General features: G+C 29.0%; 19 protein-coding genes and 1 riboswitch. All 19 genes read right to left on the bottom strand.

The window, feature by feature from the left end; all coding sequences use genetic code 11:
* Nucleotides 1-82: 82 nt before the first annotated feature.
* The 19 genes from secG to T369_RS0102960 all read right to left on the bottom strand — a co-directional run bounded on the left by secG (nucleotide 83) and on the right by T369_RS0102960 (nucleotide 19,975).
* Nucleotides 83-313, bottom strand: a complete 231-nt coding sequence (gene secG / locus T369_RS0103055) for a preprotein translocase subunit SecG (protein ID WP_006364459.1) — start codon at nucleotides 311-313, stop codon at nucleotides 83-85.
* 77 nt (nucleotides 314-390) lie between these two features.
* Nucleotides 391-1,479, bottom strand: a complete 1,089-nt coding sequence (locus tag T369_RS0103050) for a PIN/TRAM domain-containing protein (RefSeq protein ID WP_031551579.1) — start codon at nucleotides 1,477-1,479, stop codon at nucleotides 391-393.
* Between the two features lie 239 nt (nucleotides 1,480-1,718).
* Nucleotides 1,719-3,101 (bottom strand): DNA repair protein RadA, encoded by a 1,383-nt coding sequence (gene radA, locus T369_RS0103045; RefSeq protein ID WP_031551576.1) that lies wholly within the window; start codon nucleotides 3,099-3,101, stop codon nucleotides 1,719-1,721.
* A gap of 2 nt (nucleotides 3,102-3,103) precedes the next feature.
* Nucleotides 3,104-5,578: an ATP-dependent Clp protease ATP-binding subunit gene (locus T369_RS0103040; protein WP_031551573.1), complete on the bottom strand. Its 2,475-nt coding sequence runs from the start codon at nucleotides 5,576-5,578 to the stop codon at nucleotides 3,104-3,106.
* Between the two features lie 4 nt (nucleotides 5,579-5,582).
* Entirely contained in the window at nucleotides 5,583-6,101 is a 519-nt protein-coding gene (locus T369_RS0103035) for a CtsR family transcriptional regulator (protein WP_031551571.1), read from the bottom strand.
* Between the two features lie 165 nt (nucleotides 6,102-6,266).
* On the bottom strand, nucleotides 6,267-7,529 hold the full coding sequence (locus tag T369_RS0103030) for a nucleobase:cation symporter-2 family protein (RefSeq protein WP_031551569.1): 1,263 nt from the start codon (nucleotides 7,527-7,529) through the stop codon (nucleotides 6,267-6,269).
* Nucleotides 7,530-7,667: 138 nt separating this feature from the next.
* Nucleotides 7,668-7,770: riboswitch (purine riboswitch) on the bottom strand.
* Nucleotides 7,771-7,914: 144 nt separating this feature from the next.
* Nucleotides 7,915-8,847 (bottom strand): dihydroorotate oxidase, encoded by a 933-nt coding sequence (locus tag T369_RS0103025; RefSeq protein WP_031551567.1) that lies wholly within the window; start codon nucleotides 8,845-8,847, stop codon nucleotides 7,915-7,917.
* 112 nt (nucleotides 8,848-8,959) lie between these two features.
* Nucleotides 8,960-10,678 (bottom strand): ABC transporter ATP-binding protein, encoded by a 1,719-nt coding sequence (locus tag T369_RS0103020; RefSeq protein WP_031551566.1) that lies wholly within the window; start codon nucleotides 10,676-10,678, stop codon nucleotides 8,960-8,962.
* Nucleotides 10,668-12,416 (bottom strand): ABC transporter ATP-binding protein, encoded by a 1,749-nt coding sequence (locus T369_RS0103015; protein ID WP_031551564.1) that lies wholly within the window; start codon nucleotides 12,414-12,416, stop codon nucleotides 10,668-10,670. Before T369_RS0103015 ends, T369_RS0103020 begins: the two co-directional genes overlap by 11 nt.
* A gap of 174 nt (nucleotides 12,417-12,590) precedes the next feature.
* Complete coding sequence (locus T369_RS0103010; RefSeq protein WP_031551561.1) at nucleotides 12,591-13,142, bottom strand: GNAT family N-acetyltransferase; 552 nt, start codon at nucleotides 13,140-13,142, stop codon at nucleotides 12,591-12,593.
* 11 nt (nucleotides 13,143-13,153) lie between these two features.
* Nucleotides 13,154-14,203: an LLM class flavin-dependent oxidoreductase gene (locus T369_RS0103005; RefSeq protein ID WP_031551559.1), complete on the bottom strand. Its 1,050-nt coding sequence runs from the start codon at nucleotides 14,201-14,203 to the stop codon at nucleotides 13,154-13,156.
* Between the two features lie 94 nt (nucleotides 14,204-14,297).
* Nucleotides 14,298-14,678, bottom strand: a complete 381-nt coding sequence (locus tag T369_RS0103000) for a MarR family winged helix-turn-helix transcriptional regulator (protein ID WP_031551557.1) — start codon at nucleotides 14,676-14,678, stop codon at nucleotides 14,298-14,300.
* Nucleotides 14,679-14,824: 146 nt separating this feature from the next.
* Nucleotides 14,825-15,187: a TIGR02328 family protein gene (locus tag T369_RS0102990; protein ID WP_031551555.1), complete on the bottom strand. Its 363-nt coding sequence runs from the start codon at nucleotides 15,185-15,187 to the stop codon at nucleotides 14,825-14,827.
* Entirely contained in the window at nucleotides 15,171-15,575 is a 405-nt protein-coding gene (locus T369_RS0102985) for a YbgA family protein (RefSeq protein ID WP_031551552.1), read from the bottom strand. Before T369_RS0102985 ends, T369_RS0102990 begins: the two co-directional genes overlap by 17 nt.
* Nucleotides 15,576-15,673: 98 nt before the next feature.
* Nucleotides 15,674-16,648, bottom strand: coding sequence for an LptM family lipoprotein (locus tag T369_RS0102980; RefSeq protein ID WP_051618958.1), 975 nt, complete (start codon nucleotides 16,646-16,648; stop codon nucleotides 15,674-15,676).
* A gap of 155 nt (nucleotides 16,649-16,803) precedes the next feature.
* On the bottom strand, nucleotides 16,804-17,739 hold the full coding sequence (locus tag T369_RS0102975) for a hypothetical protein (RefSeq protein ID WP_031551546.1): 936 nt from the start codon (nucleotides 17,737-17,739) through the stop codon (nucleotides 16,804-16,806).
* Between the two features lie 157 nt (nucleotides 17,740-17,896).
* Nucleotides 17,897-18,637, bottom strand: a complete 741-nt coding sequence (locus tag T369_RS0102970; RefSeq protein WP_031551543.1) for a TraX family protein — start codon at nucleotides 18,635-18,637, stop codon at nucleotides 17,897-17,899.
* 178 nt (nucleotides 18,638-18,815) lie between these two features.
* Nucleotides 18,816-19,202, bottom strand: a complete 387-nt coding sequence (locus T369_RS0102965; RefSeq protein WP_031551540.1) for a hypothetical protein — start codon at nucleotides 19,200-19,202, stop codon at nucleotides 18,816-18,818.
* A gap of 41 nt (nucleotides 19,203-19,243) precedes the next feature.
* On the bottom strand, nucleotides 19,244-19,975 hold the full coding sequence (locus T369_RS0102960) for an alpha/beta fold hydrolase (RefSeq protein WP_031551538.1): 732 nt from the start codon (nucleotides 19,973-19,975) through the stop codon (nucleotides 19,244-19,246).
* Nucleotides 19,976-20,053 lie beyond the last annotated feature (78 nt).

Genomic DNA, 20,053 nt, shown 5'->3' with positions numbered 1-20,053 from the left:
GATTTAGTATTTGTTAATACAATATTTTTTACTAAAAAAATAAACCTAAAATGAAAGTACATTTTAGGTTTATTACTTTAATCTATAATTTTAACCAAGTAAGACACACTAGTGATATAAAAAATATTAGTCCTAAAACTATAGTAATTCTTTGTAAAACTAATTCAGCACCTCTTACTTTTTGTTTACCGAACAATTCTTCTGCTCCACCAGTTAATCCAGATAGACCACCAGATTTACTGTCTTGTAATAATACTACGATTATTAGCAAAATACTGCTCATTATTGCTGTTGCCATTAAAAAAGTGTGCATACTCTCCTCCTAAAATACTAATTCATTAATACAATACAACTTATAATATCATATTTTTTTAGAAAAAGCAAACCTTATTAAACTATTTTTGTAAAGATAATTCTACCAGATGAAGTTTGAAGAACACTCTGCACTTCGACTTCAATATTTTTCCCTACATATCGTTTTCCATTTTCAACAACTATCATAGTTCCGTCTTCAGTATAAGCAACACCTTGATTATTTTCTTTACCTTCTCTTAATACTTGAACTTTTAATCTCTCTCCAGTTGTTAAAATTGGTTTAACTGCATTACTTAAATCATTAACATTAAGAACTTTAATTGATTGAAGTGTTGCAAGTTTGTTTAGATTGTAGTCTGTTGTAATAATCGCACATTTATATTGTAAAGCATAGTCAATAAGCAAATTATCAACGCCTTTGTGTTCATTATAATTATATTTATTGTCAATCTCAAGATTAATTTCTTTCATCTTTTGTAAGTCTTCAACACAGTCAAGTCCTAATCTACCTTTGGCACGTTTTAAAGGATCTTCTGAATCTGCGATAAGTTGCAATTCTTTTAACACAAACTCTGGGACAATAATTTTCCCTTCTAAAAAGCCTGTTTGAGCAACATCATGAATACGTGAATCTATAAGTGCGCTTGTGTCTATAATTTTAGCAATTACCTCAGTTGTCTTTTTAGTCTTAGATTTTGATTCCTTTTCTTTATTTTTACTTCCAAACTTAACTGTAGCTAAAGAGTTAAGAAACTCGCCCTCTCTTCTATATCCTAGAACTAGTCCCAAATAACCAAAGATAAAATAAATTGTGGCAGAAATAACTCTTCCCATAATTCCAGCTCCAACTACTATATCAACTCCTGATGATAATAGTGATGCTAGTAGAAGACCTAGTATTAAACCGATAGTTGTAAAAACTATTTTTTGAATTGGCATCTTGGTTAAACGATCTTCTATGCTTTTTAATCTTGTTACAAATCTATCAGAAAATAATAAAGACATTAATACAAATAGTATTGCCATTGCAACTGTAACAGCTATTCTTAAGACCGTTGGATTCATAGAAGGAAAAACATTGTTATTAACTAGTGCACTAGTTGTCAATGATCCTGCTGTTATACCAAGGAATAATGAAATTACCATTAATGCTTTTTTCAACATATAATCACTCCTTTTTATATTTTTTTTAAAATATTTTTTAAATTTGATAGAAAGTTAAATAATAATCTAAATTTCTAACAAATCTAACATATTCTATCTTTTATTCTACTACATTCGCTTAAAAATTAATATAAGTTTTTTAAAAATAATTATTATATTTTTATTACAAATGTTACATTTTATTTAATAAAACAGAATAGAACTAGTATAGAGTGTTCTACACTAGTTCTATATTTAATTTAAAATACATTGCCAAATGCTATATCTAGACACTCTCTTATATCTTTCACAGGTATTATTTCTATACCTGATGGGAATTCTGAATTTTTCATATTCCCAACTGGCACAATAACCCTTTTGAATCCATGTTTTTTTGCTTCATTTATTCTTTGTTCTATACGGCTAACTCTTCTTACTTCTCCAGTCAGACCTACTTCTCCAATAAAGCAATCATTCATATCAACCGCTACATCTTTAAAACTTGAAGCAACTGCAACAACAACACCTAAATCAACTGCGGGATCATCTATTTTCACCCCACCAGATACTTTAACATATACATCTTGTTGTTGTAATAAATATCCTGCTTTTTTTTCTAAAACAGCCATAAGCAAAATTAATTTATTGTACTCTAATCCTGTAGATATTCTACGAGGATTATTAAAAGCTGTCGGTGTCGTTAGAGATTGAATCTCGACTAATAACGGTCGACTTCCTTCCATTGTACTTATAATAGTAGCACCTGCAAGATTTTTACTTCGTTCTTCTAGAAACATTTGTGATGGATTAGCTAGGTCTTCTAATCCACTAGTTTTCATTTCGAAAATACCTATTTCATTAGTAGAACCAAAACGGTTTTTTACCGCTCTTAATATCCTATAACTATGTTGATTTTCACCTTCAAAGTATAGAACAGTATCTACCATATGCTCTAACATACGAGGTCCTGCTATTGTACCTTCTTTTGTCACATGACCTACTATAAAAATAGCAATATTTAAGCTTTTTGCTATTTTCATAAGTTGTTGCGTACATTCTCTTACTTGAGTAATACTACCAGGAGAATTTTCTAAATTAGGATTATAGATGGTCTGTATAGAGTCAATAACTAAAAACTTTGGTTTTATTTTTTTTACTACTTGATAGATCAAATTTAAATCAGTTTGAGCATAAACATAAAGCTCATCCGTATTATTTTTTAATCTATCTGCTCTTATTTTAACTTGTCTTACAGACTCTTCCCCTGTAACATATAGCACATCATGTTCTTTTGCTAAATATGCTGAAATTTGTAATAGAAGTGTAGATTTCCCTATCCCAGGGTCACCACCAAGGAGCACTAATGATCCTCCTACTACTCCTCCACCTAAAACCCTATTTAGTTCACTGCTATCTGTAAGTGTTCTAGGTACATCTTGTGTAGAGACAGCTTTTAATTTGCCTGCCTCTACACGTTCTGCATCATTTGTTGTTGCTTCAAAACTAGTATGTTTTGTTGCTTTTTTTGCTTCTAGAACTTCTTCCATCGATGCCCATTTTTTACAATTTGGACATCTTCCCATGTATTTTAAACTTTGATAACCACATGCATTACATTCATACTTTACATTAACTTTCGCCATGATTACCTCTTAGTTTTTTTCACTACAAATTTATCATTTTTATAATCAATATTTATAGTACCAGTTAAATCTGGGTTTCTTAGTAATTCTTCACTAAGTAAATCTTCTATATTTTTTTGAATACTACGTTTTAATGGACGAGCACCATATTCTCTAATACTTCCATCTTCAACGATTTTAGCCATAGCTTTTTTACTTAATTTAATATTGATATCTCTATCTTCTAAACGTTTAGATAGACCATTAATTAATAATTGAGCAATTTTCTCTAGTTCTTCTTTTTCTAGAGTTTTGAAGACAATTATATCATCAATTCTGTTTAAGAACTCTGGTCTATATTGCTTTTTCAGTGCTTCCATCATAGTATTTTGAACATTTTTGTAGTCATTTTTAATAGATTCACTACCACCAAATCCAACAAATTTTTGTTCTTTTAATTCACTAACTCCAACATTTGAAGTCATGATAATGATAGTATTTTTGAAGTCTACTGTACGACCTGAAGCATCTGTTAGGCGTCCATCATCTAATACTTGTAATAGAATATTAAATATAGATGGATGAGCTTTTTCAATTTCATCAAATAACACTACTGAATATGGTTTTTGACGAACTTGTTCAGAAAGCTGACCAGCTTCTTCATATCCAACATAACCTGGAGGCGCTCCTACTAATCTACTAATAGAATGTGGCTCCATATATTCACTCATATCTATTCTTATCATATTATCTTCAGAACTAAATAACGCTTCTGATAAGCTCTTAGCTAACTCAGTTTTACCTACCCCTGTAGGTCCTAAGAAGATAAAACTTCCGATAGGTCTATTTTGAGCTTTAAATCCGCTTCTAGCACGTCTTACTGCTTTAGCAAGGCTCACTACAGCATCATCTTGACCAATTACTCGTTCATGTAAGATTTCTTCTAATTTAAGTAATCTTTCACTTTCTGTTTCAGTTAATTTAGTTACCGGAACTCCAGTCCAAGCAGCTAATACTTCTGCAACATTATCAGCTGTAATCTTAATTTTATCTTTACTTAAGCTATCTTGCCAAGAAATTTTGAATTGTTCAATTTTATTTAAAATTTGGTTAACTTCATCACGTTTTTGTGCCGCAACTTCAAACTCTTGGTTCATTACAGCTCTATCTTTTTCTTTATTTAAGCGGCTTAGTTCTTCTTCATACTCTTTTAATTTATCTGGAGATTTATAGAATCTAAGTTTCACTTTTGAACATGCCTCATCTATTAAGTCGATAGCTTTATCTGGTAAGCATCTATCTGTAATATATGTAGTACTTAGTTTTACAGCTGCATCAATAGCCTCATCTAAGATTTCTACATTATGATGATCTTCATATTTGTGACGTAATCCTTTTAAGATTTCTATAGAGCTATCTGTATCCGGCTCTTCAACTTTAATCGGCTGGAAACGACGCTCTAAGGCAGCATCTTTTTCGAAATATTTTCTATATTCTTCTGTAGTTGTTGCCCCTATACATTGGATTAAACCACGAGATAATGCAGGTTTTAAGATATTAGAGGCATCAGCACTTCCTTCTGTACCACCTGCTCCTATAATAGTATGAATTTCATCGATAAATAGAATAATATCTCCTGCTTCTTCAATTTCTGAGATAATATTTTTTAATCTCTCTTCAAACTCACCACGGTATTTAGTACCCGCAAGCAATGTTCCCATATCAAGTACCATTACTCTTTTACCTAGTAGGTTACTTGGAACATTTTGAGAAACTATTCTTTCTGCTAATCCTTCTACGATAGCAGTTTTACCAACACCAGGTTCCCCAATAAGAACTGGGTTATTTTTAGTACGTCTATTTAAAATTTCAATCATACGTGTAATTTCTTTATCACGTGCTAAAACTGGATCTAGTTTATTATTTAATGCGTCTCTTGTTAAATCTTTAGCTAATGAATTTAATGTTTTTGTTTTTTCTGAACTATCATCAGAAGCCTCTAATTTTTTAAATCCATCAAATAGTTTAGAGAACAATCCTTGACTTTGTTTTAATAATTCAAAAAGTTCAGTAATTATTACACTTGTATTTATATTGAATTTCTCAGTTAATAATCTATGTACTGTACTATTTTGTTCATTTAATAAAGATAATAGTAAGTGTTCACTAGTTACCACGAAACTAGAAGTATCATCAGCAAATTGTTGACTTTTCTCTATTGTTCTAACAGCTCCATTAGTGTAGTCTATTTTCATTAGAACATTTTTATGGAATTCCGTACCTTCAAGTTCATCCTCATAAAATTCCGCAACACTCTTTCTAAAATCATCATAATAAATTCCGTGTTTATTTAATGTTCTACAAGAAAGAGTATTTTTCATACTTAGCATTGCTAATAATAAATGTTCTGTTCCAACAGCTTTTACACCAAAGTCATTAGCTTCTTCTTTTGCTGTAGTTAAAACCATAAGTGCCGTTTCATTAAATCTTATGTACATAACTTTATCCTCTCTTATTATATTTTATATTTTCTAAAAACTTAATAGTCATATCTTTAAGATGCACCTTAGTACTATTTTGCATTTGTTCGGCAACATCATCATTAACATGTTCTAAAAATTGATTGTACGTAGCAACTACAGTATCAACACTATCAGCAAAATGATTATAATCAAATTTATCGATATATCCTTTATCTAAGAGTATTTTTACTATTCTTACTGCTTCTTCAACTTCTATTGTTTCTCCTTCGATATTATCTATCAAATAATCTAAATAATCAGTTCCATTGTGAAGAGTTATTTTTGTTATTCTAATGAACCCTCCACCTCCTCGCTTACTTTCAATAATAAATCCATGTTCTGGAGTAAAACGAGTTTTTATAACATAGTTCAATTGAGAAGGAACACAATCAAATTTTTGTGCAACATTACTTCTTTTTATTACTATTTGATTTTCTGACGCTTTTTCAAATAATTCCTTTATATACTGCTCCAGTATATCAGTCATATTGTTATTCATAAGGTCACCCTCCTTTATTGACTAAAATTGACCTTTAAATAAATTATACTATATATTATTTATTTTGTACACTAAAATACTATATATTTACCTATAACAATATCACTTAAAGAATCTGTGTAAATAAAGAAACCACAAACACTAAGTCTGCGGTTTTAAATAATATTATTTTTGATTTCGTTTAGATTTTCTGTTGAAAATTAGGTTCATAATAATTGCTACTACAGTTCCTAATACAATACCACTATCAGTAAATGTACGAATATATGATGGTAGTTGAGCGAATGCTGAAGGTACTGTTGTAACACCTAATCCTAATCCTACTGAACATGCAATAATCATTAAATTCTCTTGTTTAGCAAAGTCTGTGTTCCCTAACATTTTAACACCGTATGCAAGAACCATACCAAACATACTTATCATAGCTCCACCTAAGACTGGTTGAGGAACGATTGTTGCTAATGCTCCAACTTTAGGAATCGATCCAAATACTAGTAATAATAATACCATTACGTACATAACTTTTTTACTTTTTACTCCAGAAATTTGAACTAAACCAACGTTTTGTGAATATGTAGTATACGGGAAAGCATTAACTGTTGAACCAATCATTACTGCTAACCCTTCTGCTAAGTATCCTCTTCTTAAATCATTTTCTTTAATTGGTTTATCACAGATATTTCCTAGGGCATAATATACACCTGTTGATTCAATCATACTAACAATACCCACAATCACGAAAGTTAAGATCGAACTTCCATGAAACTCAAATCCTGAGAATTTAAATGGTGTTGGATGTTGGAACCAACCAGCTTTTATTACTTCATCCAAACTTACCATACCCATAAAGCTAGCAATAATTGTACCAACTACTATACCTATTAATATTGCAATAGATTGAATAAATCCAGTTGTAAATCTATAAATTACTAAGATTATTGCTAATGTAATACAAGCAAGTAGTATATATTTAGGATTCCCAAAATCTGAAGCACCCTCTCCACCTGCAATATATTTCATTGCAACTGGAACTAATGTTATCCCAATAATAGTAACAACACTTCCTGTAACTACAGGAGGGAATAATTTAGCTACTTTTGCAAATACAGGTGCTATTAACACAACTACTACACCAGAAATAAAAATAGATCCATACATTGTAGCTAGACCAGCTGTTTTACCAATTGTTATCATTGGGGCAACTGCTGTAAATGTACATCCTAGTACAACAGGCAATCCAATACCTGTAAATTTACCTCTATATACTTGTAAAAATGTTGCAACACCACACATAAAAATATCAACTGATACTAAATACGTAGTTTGCTCTCCTGTAAGCCCTAACCCCTGAGCAACAAGTATTGGTACGATAACTGCACCTGCATACATCGCCAGTACGTGCTGTAAGCTTAAAATAAATGTTTTCAAAATAATGTCTCCTTTTTTCTTTACACAACTATCAATAAATATGGAAAAGTCTCTAAAAATAAAAAAACAACCTATAAAAAATATTATAGGCAGCTTTCTTTATACAGTCATTCTATATTTTAAAATATAAATAATAACATTATTAAAAAGAATGCCCATAGTCATCATAATTTACGGTTAGATGGTAGAAACTCGCAAGCCATATTCTTGCTATTATATGTGCGTGATTTTCTATATATAATAGCAACTTTTTTTTATTTTTGCAAGGGTTATTTATCATTTTCCATATATTTTTTATAAATTTCTCATTTATATACGATTGAAAACGGATAATTATATTTTAAGATTAAAAGACTAGTGATAAAATTTCACTAGTCTTTTTGGTTTACTCTATAACTTTTAATTTTCCTCTAAAGTCATTTAAACTTTCATAACCTTTTTCTTTCATAACTTCTTGAAGCTCTTTTGTTAATCTAGAAAATACTGCTACACCTTCTTTATGTAGTGTCGTTCCTACTTGAACTAAATCTGCTCCACATAAAATATGCTCAAATACATCTCTACCATTTATTACTCCACCTGTACCTATAATTTTTATACTAGGATTTAGGCGTTCTCTAAATGCTCGGACATTAGCTAAAGCTGTAGGTTTAATATATTCACCACCAAGTCCTCCAAAACCACCTTTAGGTTTTATTACTACTTGTTCTTTATCAATATCAATGTATAATCCATTTCCTACACTATTTACACTATTTACATAAGTTAAAGGAAACTTGTTTAGTATTTTTGCCATTTCGTCAAAGTGGGCAATATCAAAATATGGAGGTAATTTAACACCTAATGGTTTTGTAAAGAATGTAAATACCTCACTTAATAATTTTTCAGTTAATTCAAAATCATAAGCGATTTGTGGTTTACCTGGTACGTTTGGACATGATAAATTAAATTCTGTAACTCCCTCATACTCGCTTTCTTGAATTTTTTTCAGTAACGAAATATTTTCCTCATAACTCATGCCAGTTACTGATAAAAATTGCAATTTAGCTCCTTCTTTTTGTCGTTTAATTACATAATCTAAGTAGTAATCTAAACCATTATTTGGTAATCCCATAGAATTAATACTTCCTAAGGCAGTATCATAATATCTAGGTTCAGGATTTCCCTCTCTATAATCACGAGTTGCTGTTTTTGTTACAAAAGCTCCTGCATCACTGTTAGCTAATTCATCTAATTCCTCAATTGTCATACAGTGTACACCAGATGCATTCATCAACGGATTAGATAATTCTACATCTAAAAAATTAGTTTTTAACATTCTTTAAACCTCCTAAGTTTACTAAATATAGTTTATCATAAAATATAATTAATAACCATTGTTAAAAGAAATACCATATCAATATTTTTCAGTAAATTATATTTTATCTTTTTTAATACTTAAAGTTCTCTACTGCTTTTGATCTCTCAATTAGTTTTCCATATACCTTAGAATGTTCTAACAAGTAACTATGTGTTCCTTGGCACTCAACTATTCCATTATCTAAGACAATAATTTTATCGACATTTTCTATTGATTTAAGTCTATGAGAAATAACAATTACTGTTTTATTTTTTATTAGATTATTTAAACTATCTTGAATCTTTTTCTCATTTTCCACATCTAATGCTGCAGATATCTCATCTAAAATAACTATAGGAGAATCTTTCAAAAATGCTCTGGCTATTGATAATCTTTGTCTTTCCCCTCCAGATAAGGTTGCTCCATTTTCACCAACTATTGTATTGTACCCATTTTCTAAATCATCTATAAAATCACAACAAGCCATCTTCGCAGCTACCATAACTTCTTCATCAGTAGCACTACTACGTCCTATTCTTATATTTTCCATAATAGATGTATTGAATAATACAACATCTTGGAAGACAATTGAAACATATTTATATAGTGTATCAGTAGAAATTTCTTTTATATCATGTCCATCTATAATTATCTGTCCATCATCATAATCATATAATCTAGATATTAATTTTAAAATACTAGTTTTACCACACCCTGAAACACCAACTAGCGCTGTAACTTCATTTTGATTAGCTGTAAAACTGACATCTTTCAATACTGGACTATCTTTATCATAACCAAATTTTACATTTTTTAATTCAATACCAAAATTATTCAATTTAATTTCTTTACCTTTTTGAATTTGAGTTTCTCTCAATTCTTTGATTCGTTTGATACGAGCATCTAGGTAAAATAATTCTGAAGTATTCGCAGCTAATCCATCAACTATATCTTTCATTTTCATCGCAACAAATATATAACCAATCAAGTACAATATATTAATACTTCCACTCGCATAAAGTGCTGTTCCAACTATTATTACGACTACTAAAGTTCCTTGAGCAACAACCCATGATAAAAATAAAGGTATAAATAGTACCATTTCCACTTTAAGTTTTAATTTTTCACTTTTATCCATATCTTTATTTAATTTTTCTCTTATCTTATTGCCTAAACCAAAACTTTTAATATCTTGTTGAAGTTCAATTGCTTCTTGGAAGCTTTCAGAATTATGACGAAGTTGCTCAAAATTTTCATATTGTTTTTTTAATTGAATTCTTTTAGAAACTAGTATTAGAGAATAACTTAGGACTACAGGAATCATTATTGATAAACCTAAATATATATTCCCAACTAACATAAGTATAGACATAATAGGGAAGAAAAGTATAAATCCTATAATTTTTGCCATTGCATGACTCATTGCATGTTCTATTGCTTCAACATCTTTCATAACGGTTTGACTTATATCTGATAAGTTGTGTTTTGAAAAATATGCAAGAGGAAGTTTACTTAATGTTGTAGCTATATCTATTCTTAAATTAGCACTTTCTTTATAGGTTGCACTGTATAATGCATCATATTCTTTAGCCAAAAGTACATATATAACAATCAATACCACTATTGATATTACTATATATAGATATTTACTTTTAACATTTCCTAATAAAAGTTCATCTACTAAAATCATAAGTAACATAGCAGGAAACATATTTGAAAAATATACTAGAAATGATAAAATACTGGCTCTTATTAAATCACTTGCTCCTTGATTTGTTAAAGCAAACCAATTTTTAATTTTATTTTTCATAATTAACCCTCCACTCATTTGCTTTACTGTATAAACTTTGGAGTTTTTTATACTCACCATCCAAAGCCATCAACTCCCTATCAGTTCCACGTTCTATTATTTCCCCATTATCCATTACTAATATCTCATCTACATTTCTAATACTAGGTAATCTATGAGCAATCATAATAACTGTTTTATCTTTTATTAAATTTGAAAATGCACGTTGCAATTCATATTCATTTTCTGGATCAACTGCTGCACTAGCTTCATCCATAATAATAATTTTTGCATCTTTTAATATTGCACGAGCAATTGCAATACGTTGTTTTTCACCACCTGATAGATATACTCCCTTAGTACCTATTTGAGTTTGTTCCCTTTCACTAAATTTATCAAGAATACTATCACATCCCGCTAAACGCATAGCAGTCATAACCTCTTCATACGATGCATCAGCTTTACCAATTTTTACATTATCATAGATTGAGGTTTTAAATAGTTTCACATTTTGAAAAACAAACGCAATATTATTAATCAAAGCCTCTTCAGTGTATGAACTTATACTTTTATCTCCAATTTTGATAACTCCACCATCTACCTTATAAAAACCAGAAATTAGTTTTGCAATAGTAGATTTACCACTTCCAGATGATCCCACTAAGGCATAGCTTTTATTTTCTTCTAAACTAAAACTCAAATTATTTATAATTTTTTTATCAGTATACCCAAAGCTAACATTTTCAAATGTAATATTATAATTTTCAAACTCATTATTAGTACCAAATGTTAATTTATTACTATTCATTTCTTCAAAAATACTCTCTAGTTTTTCAACAACAGATTGTCCCATAAATGCATACATCGATACGTACATTATTGCCATTAATGAAACAAACAGTGCCCCGCTTAAAAATAGTACCATAATCAATTCAACAGCCAACATTTTTGGATCTTCAATATTGTAAAACAGTAAAAGAATTGGGATTACCATAGCTATAAAACTAAAAAAGAACCATTGAAATCCAACAAAACCTCGTTTACAAGACATAGCATATTCTAAAGAATATTTAGAATAATTTTTTATGGCTGTATTTAAGGCTTTAAATGATTCAACACTAATACCAAAAATTTTAATAACTTGAATTCCTCTAACATACTCTACTGTTTCACTACTTAAAGTTTCTAAAGATTCTTGATAAATCTTCATAAATTCTTTTTCACCAGTCATCATAGATAGAGATATTCCTCCAACAATACTCAGTATTATCAGAATAATCCCTACTTTTATACTAACTAAAAATCCAAGAACTAATAATAGAATTGGCATTAATATAGCTCCAGCATTATCAGGTATTAAATGTGCTACAATCATATGTGTATCCGTTGCATTATCATCTATTATTTTTCTAGTTTTTCCTGAAGGATGAGTGTCAAAAAAACTAAAGCTCGCTTTTGATAATCCTTCAATTCCATATTTTCTAAGATTTGTTTCCAATCTAAATCCTAATACATGTGTTAATATACCTGCAATTCCATATAATGTAATACCTATAATTAGTAAACCAACTATACAAAATCCATAATATTTAGCATTCTCTATATTGTTATAAACTATTATTTCAATTAAAAACTTACTTAAATAATAGTATCCCCATACTTTGAATACTACGGACAACATAGATAATAAAATCCCTATATATGCCAAATATCGTTCTTTAGGAACATAAGATAAAATTTTTTTATATACATTTAACATAATTTCCTCCTTATTTTTTTGTATAAACTTCCAGTTAAAGAAATAATTAAATAATAACTTTAAAACCCTTACATTAATTTTATCACTCTTATGTTTGATTGTAAATAATAATTATTATCAATTATATGTAAAAAAGTAAAGAATTGTTAAATTTCAATTCTTTACTCTTTATACTTATTTATTTAATTTAGCAAATATATCTAAATCTATGTATTTGCCATTTAAAATTTCATGTTCTACTAGTGTAGCTTCTTTAAAGTACCCTAAACGTTGAGGAATACTTGCGCTCTTGTTGTTTTCAGGATGTACTCTTATCTGTAACTTATGTAATTTTAATTCTTTAAAAGAATACTCTTCTATTTTTTCAACAGCTTGTGTAATTATACCATAACCTTCAAATTTTTCACTTAGCCAATAGCCAACTTCAGCCCTTTTTGCACTTCTATTTATATTATGAAGATCAATCATTCCAGCTACTTTCTCATCAACTAGGATAATAAACATCATCATTTCTTCTTTGTGAATTTTATCTATGCTATACTCTAGGAATTGCTCCTCATCCTGAACTGATTTCATATCCATTACCCATGGTAAATATTTCGATAGTCTATTTCTTTCCATTTCTATTATTTTATAGATATCTTCAGCATATTTTTTGTCAGGTAATACTAATTTACATTCACTACCATTATTTAAAATAAACTTCTTTGTTTTATAAATAAACATTATACACCTCCCTATTCGTTTTCTAACTCGTCTACAGATTCTTTTAATAGTTCATATGAATGATGTTGAGCTTCTTCATCATAAATATATGAGTTAATCATAAGTTCATCAAACTCAACTCTACGTTTTAAATCTGCAATTTGTTTTTTTACTGTTTCTTTACTACCAATAAACGAAACTTTAGTCATTTGTTTAACTACAGATTTTTCATGATCTACTATTTCATCATGTTCAAATGCTATTGGTCCAAAATGTGGAACCTTCGTAGTTGCAATATAGTTTTTCCAAACAGCTTCTTCCGATTGAACTGGTGGGACCATTCCTTGCGGATTGCTAGTTATTATGTTTAGAAATGATTGAATTTGTGTAGTTGATAATATTTTAGCCTCTTCATCAGTATCAGCCACTACTGCATTAGCCCCTAAGATTACATAAGGCTCTTTTAATACATCAGAAGGTTTAAAATAATGTCTATAAATAGCTACCGCATTTTCCATCAATGCTGGGGCAAAGTGTGATGCAAATGAATATGGTAATCCTAATTCTGCAGCTAAATATGCACTATCTGTACTAGACCCAAGAATATAGAATGGTACATCTAAGCCTGCTGCTGGATATGCATGAACAGGTCTAGTATCTTTAAAGTAACCAGAAAGTTCAATTATTTCTTTTTTGAAATCTAGCTCTCTATTTGTATTTCTTCTTATAGCTCTTGCAGTATTATAATCTGTACCAGGTGCACGACCTAATCCTAAATCTACTCGACCTGGATATAATGTTTCTAAAGTACCATATTGTTCAGCAACTATATATGGACTATGGTTTGGAAGCATAACACCACCTGAACCAACTCTTATATTTTTTGTATTAGCTAAAGTATGTTGTATTAATAATTGTGTTGCACTACTAGCTACACTTTTTGTATTATGGTGTTCAGCAACCCAATATCTTTCGTATCCTAATTGTTCAGTTTTTTGAGCTAGTCTTACCATCGCATCAATTGCATCTTTAAAGTTCTCTCCACTTCTAAGTGGCGCTAAATTTAATACTGATAATTTCATATTATTCAACCTACCTTTATTATTTTTTATAAATTGTTTGCTTGTATAAATAAGCAAATTCTCAAAATAGAAATCAAAACTATTAACTTTGATTTTAAATTCTATCACAGTTTTTTTCTAATATTTCAGCCACAGTATTAGTAGCACGTTCTAAGTATTCCTTCCCGGACGGAGTTAATCTTATACAAACCCCTCTTTTATCTTCAGCTGAAGAAAATCTCTCAATAACTCCACAAGCATTCTCAAATTTTGCTAACATTCTAGATGTAGCACTTAAACTAAGTGAAATCTTCTCACTTAAATCTGTCATTCTAAGAATATTTCCTTCCGTTTCATTTAAATAATGCAAACTATAATATTCATTTAAAGTAATAGGATGATCTCCTTTACTTAAAGCTTCCTCCAACTCATTACTAATATATTTCATTGCACTATGAAAAGATAGCCATTTACTAACTAATTCATCTTTATTCATATCGCACCACCTTTATTGCTTGCGCAAGCAAGTACTTTTTAACTATCTTTATACTACTCTTATTTCTAGTTTCTGTCAATATTTTTAACCTCATAAAAAAATAGAAATAATTCTTTATAAAAATTATTTCTATCACTTTTGTCATCCTAAAGAAAAATATCTTTTTGAGCTAAATTTTCAATGCACTCTTTATAATATTCCTTATTATGTTCTTTATATATAGGTGATTTTATATTTACTTCTTTTAAATTTTTATGAGGGCTACAAATTTTTCCTCGATAGTTTTTATCAAACCATTCTTTAGTGACATTATATCCTCTATTTTCCATTTCTTGCATAATTAATTCATGGTATTTAAACAATAAATATGGTTCATACTCAAATACATAATTAACAGTTGCATGCCTCTTTCCCCAGCCATTTCCTCGGAGAGCACAACATTCTCTATGTTGTCCTAAAAGCTGTTGTCTAGGTAGTTTTGATATTAGTTCTTCATGCCAAAGTCTCATCTTTTCCTCCATTGATAAAAGTAGACTGTTCTAAATACTTGTTTGGATATTTTTCCAGTAGTTTTTTCACTTCTTCTATCAAATCTTCTTTTGTAGTTTTATTTATATGATAATCTTCAATCATTTCAAAAAAATTATCTTTTTCTTCTTTTGTAGTAAACTTTTTAAAGTATCCCCAGACATGATGTAAGGCATTAGTAACTTGACCTTTATCCTCTGGCAAATTAATTGCTTGTTTTATAAGCTCATTTACTTTTTCTAAAGATACCTCTTCTTGTTTTAAGTATGTTCTAATTTCTAAATATATTTTACTTGAATGGCTTAAAACTAAATATTTATTTTTTGCCCATTGCTTTTGACAAAGAACTTTTTCTTTTTTTATATCCATATTCACCTTTCTTAAACACTTTTTAACTTATTAGTATTGTATTATTTTTTTCAAAGCTTTACCAACTATTATAATTACTAATTAATTTATAAAACTTCTTATTGTTGTGAATTTTGTTCAGAATTTTCTATTTTAAATTTTAACTCACTTAATTTTTCTCTGTTATTTTCGTTTACAACACCTATATCTATACGCAGTAAATTTAATAAATTCTCAGTGTCTATTTCTGCATTTCCAGAATCATCTACTCTTATTACAAGATATAGGTCAGTATTATTTCGAAGATTTAGATCAGTATTATTTCCAATTAAATCAACATAACCATCTCCTTTAAAATCTACTGTTGCTAGATAAAAAATTAATTTTGCATATATTCGATTTGCCGCACTATCACTTGTTTTATTTATTTCTATTAATGGCTCAATAAAAGATTTATAATTTGATTTCTTAGAAGCCTTTAAATAATACTGATACGAATCAATATTTGGTACTGAAATTGATAAATAAACTTTATTATTATTAACTATGTAATCATTTAAAGTATACCATCTAGTTTTTCCATAAGCATTGTTATTAACTTTTAGTGCCATTGGTCCATATTCGTTCATATTATAGTTAATATCTTGATATTTAAAATTAACATCTTTATTTAACACTGTATATGTTTTTTTTAGCTCCTCCCAAGCTTTTTTATACATATCATGTTGATTATTATACCCAGCTGCTTTAACAAGAATATCTATGTTTTCTTGATTCACATAAAAAGAATCAACTACTTTAAGTGCTTCTTGAACCTTTTTATCAGTTATCTTTTTCCCTCTAGATTCTAATACATTCTGGGTTGAAAGTACCGCAGCAGATTTACTAGTGTTCTCCTCTCCAGATTTTTCTTCATAAGTTTGTTTTGTATCGAAAGGTGAGACTTTAGCATTCCAATCAAAATCTTTACCTGGTCCTTCTATATCTTCATATTTCTGTTCAGGTTCATTATTTTCTAATGACTGTTTAGCACCACATCCTGCTAAACTAATACATAACAAAATTGATGCTGAAATCTTAAATACATTTTTCACACAGTTACCTCCAAAATCAACTATACTAATATCAAGATAATTATAGCATATATATTAATAAACAAAAAAAGATATTTTTATATTTTATTTATGCTATTCTAATTAATGATTAAAAAACACTGTATTAAGAAATATCTTAACACAGTGTTTCTCTATTATTTATCAACAGCACCAAATTTAGCAGCATTTTTTTCATTTGATGCAGCCATATTAATACGTAATAAGTTCGTTAAATTATCATTATCTATTGTGACTTTACCAGAATCGTCTACTTGAATAGCAAGATATTGTTTAGCTCTTGCAAGATAATCCATACCTTGTAAATCCACATAGCCATCACCTCTAAAATCAACAGCCCCTAAATAAAAAATCGTTTTTGCATACAAGCGTTGAAACTTATTATCACTTGTATTAGTTATCTCAGCTAGTGGTTCGAAATATGAGTTATAGTTTGATTTATAAGAAGCTAGTGCAATATATTGATATGTATCAACTGTTGGTACTTTTAAAGATAAATAGACAGTATTACCTTCAACTTTATAGTCTTCTAAATCATATGCTCCAGCTTTCCCATATGCGTTCCCGTTTATTTTGAAGCTCATAGGGCCGTACTCTTTCATATTATAATTAACATCCTGAAATTTGAAATTAGTTTCATTATCAGGTACTCCTAATTCTTTAGTATAATCGTCATAAAGTTTTGTATACATTTCTTTTTGATTATTAAAACCTGCAGCTTTTACAACAACATCTATATTTTGTTGATTAACATAAAATGCGTCAACTACTTTAAGTGCTTCTTGAACTTTTTTATCTGTAATAGACTTACGCTTTTCTTCTAATTTACTCTGTGCTGTTTCTAATTTAGTAAGATCTGCAGTAAAACTTTTTCCAGAATTTTCTTCAGTATAAGTACGCTTTTTCCCAACTGGTGCAACTTTAGCATCCCAGTCAAAATTTTTTCCTGGTCCTTCTAGAGTCGCAGCCTTTTGTTCAGTCTGTTTATTTTCTGTTGACTGTTTAGCCCCACATCCAACTAAACTAATCGATAACAGAATTGCTGCTGATATCTTCAAAAAATTTTTCTTCATACAGTTACCTCCAAAATCAACTATTATATTATATTATTAATATAATTATAACATATATCTTTATAATCTAAAAATTATAATTTAAAATAATGCATAATATTTTATTATTAAAAAGAAGCACCTTTTAAAAGTACTTCTTTCTCAAATATTATAAATTTTAAAATACCAATGGAATATTTCCATATAAAATGATTCTAAAAATACCTATAATTGCCAAATGTATTGGATAATAATAGTAGAAGAACCATTTAGAACCAATATGCTTACCTCTAGTACCATCATATCTCATTAATAGTGGTAATGAGAATAAAGTTGCAAACTGCAATACTCCATAAAATACATCTATAAAGATAATATAAATAGCTGCATAAACACTTATCCAGATAACATAGTCAAGCATTTGTTGTTTTTTATTACCTCTATGATTATATAAAAAGAATGGCATCATAAGAGCGATTGTAGACCAATCCGCTACAAATGTTAATAAACAGAAAACAACAATTGCTAAAATCTTTAATGTATTGCTTATCTTTTCACTTCTAAAGATAGCAATTAATAATACCGCCATCGCTAATGGGAATAAAACACTCGTTTTATTAAATATACTTCCTGTCATAATATTAAACGGTATACCTAAACCAAAACAAAATGCAAAGTGGCTGACAACAGCAAAACTCATAAGTCTTAAGAAATATTTTTTAATATCTTTAGTATAATAACATCCTTCTGCGATAAAATACCACATAATTGGTGCTGTCAAGCGTCCTACTATATGCATAAGTACTGGTATTGGTTCTTTAACTAAACCAGGATATAATAACCATGCTAAATGGTCTATCGTCATAGCAATTATAGCTATATATTTTAACTGCGTTCCATCAAATTTTAAATTTTTCATTTTCTTCCTTTCAATATTATTTAAGCTATAAATTATAATATATAATCCCATAATTAGGGATAATGAGAGTACTTTATACTACTCTAGCATATAACAATGTTATCATATTTATATTCAATATACAATTATTTATCTAAAGAATATATAATAAAAAAGACTTTCAAAATAAAAGTCTTTCTTATCTAAACATAGCTATCTCTAGACTATCCATATATTGAGCCAATGACTTATTAAATTTTTCATAATCAGCTACTTGAAATTCCTCCGTAACACAACCTACTGAGCATCTAACTACTTGGAGTTGATTATAGAAAGTTATCATCAATGGCACACCTATTATTTTAGAAATACCACGTATCGTCATCTTTCCAGCTTCTTCTAATTCCATAACTTGTTCTTTAGAGTTTATATTTACTATTTTATCATCAACAAGAACTTCTACATTATCATAATAATCGTAAGCTAATTTAACACCTTTGCAAATATGTTCCCAACCTACTCTATAAGTTAATCTATATTCGGCAAATAACCATCCATTTTCTTTCTCTACACCTAGTAAAAGCATATCAATTTCTCCTATCTGTACTTTTTTTCTAATTATAAACCTTATTTCTTATTAATCCAATCGTTAATTATTATTGCTATTCCTCTTGGTTTCTGTGTATAAAGCTCATGGCCACAATCTTCTAACATTGTAATATTAAAATTTAATGGTAGTTGACTAAGTTCTTCTTTTCTCCACTCCGGTTCTTCTTGATAAATCGGTGCGATAAATAATACATCTTTTGAATCTATATTTGTTTCAAAAGGTTTTATTACTCGTCTTAATCTAAGTAAATTAAGTATCTTCTCCAGATCTAAATTTAACTCAAATTCTTTTGTTTTACTATTATATCGATATGAATTCCTTACCGCTTCTTCTAGATTTTTTGACCAATAACTAGACTGAGATTTTTCGCTAGCTATGACTTCTTCTATATCATGAAAAACTTGTTGTTTAAAATATCCTTTGGTATCTGCTAACTCATCTTCTAAAGGCATAATTTTGTCTAGATTTAAATAACCTCCATCTAATAAAACAAGTTTAGTTACTTGCGAAAACTGTGATGCTAGATAACGAGCTAAATCCCCACCAAGTGAATGACCAATTAAATAAACCTCTTCAAAATCTTTTATTTCATTTTCAAACCAGTTTTGTAAATCTTCCTCATTTTTTAAATTTTCTATATACGGATTTAGAAATGCTACTTTTTCATCAAGCTCTTCAATGAAATCTTTAGCGTGATAAAAGTTACTACCTAATCCACCTATAAAAAATGTTTTTGTTTTTTGATTCATTAACTACCTTCATCTCCTTAAGATATTAAGATAAATATACACTCAATATTTTTTATATACTTATTTAAACTCATATAT

It is taken from the genome of Gemella sanguinis ATCC 700632 (genome assembly GCF_000701685.1).
Lineage (GTDB): Bacteria > Bacillota > Bacilli > Staphylococcales > Gemellaceae > Gemella > Gemella sanguinis.
Note: the sequence above shows the minus strand (reverse complement) of the source record. Positions and strands in the feature narration are given on the sequence as shown.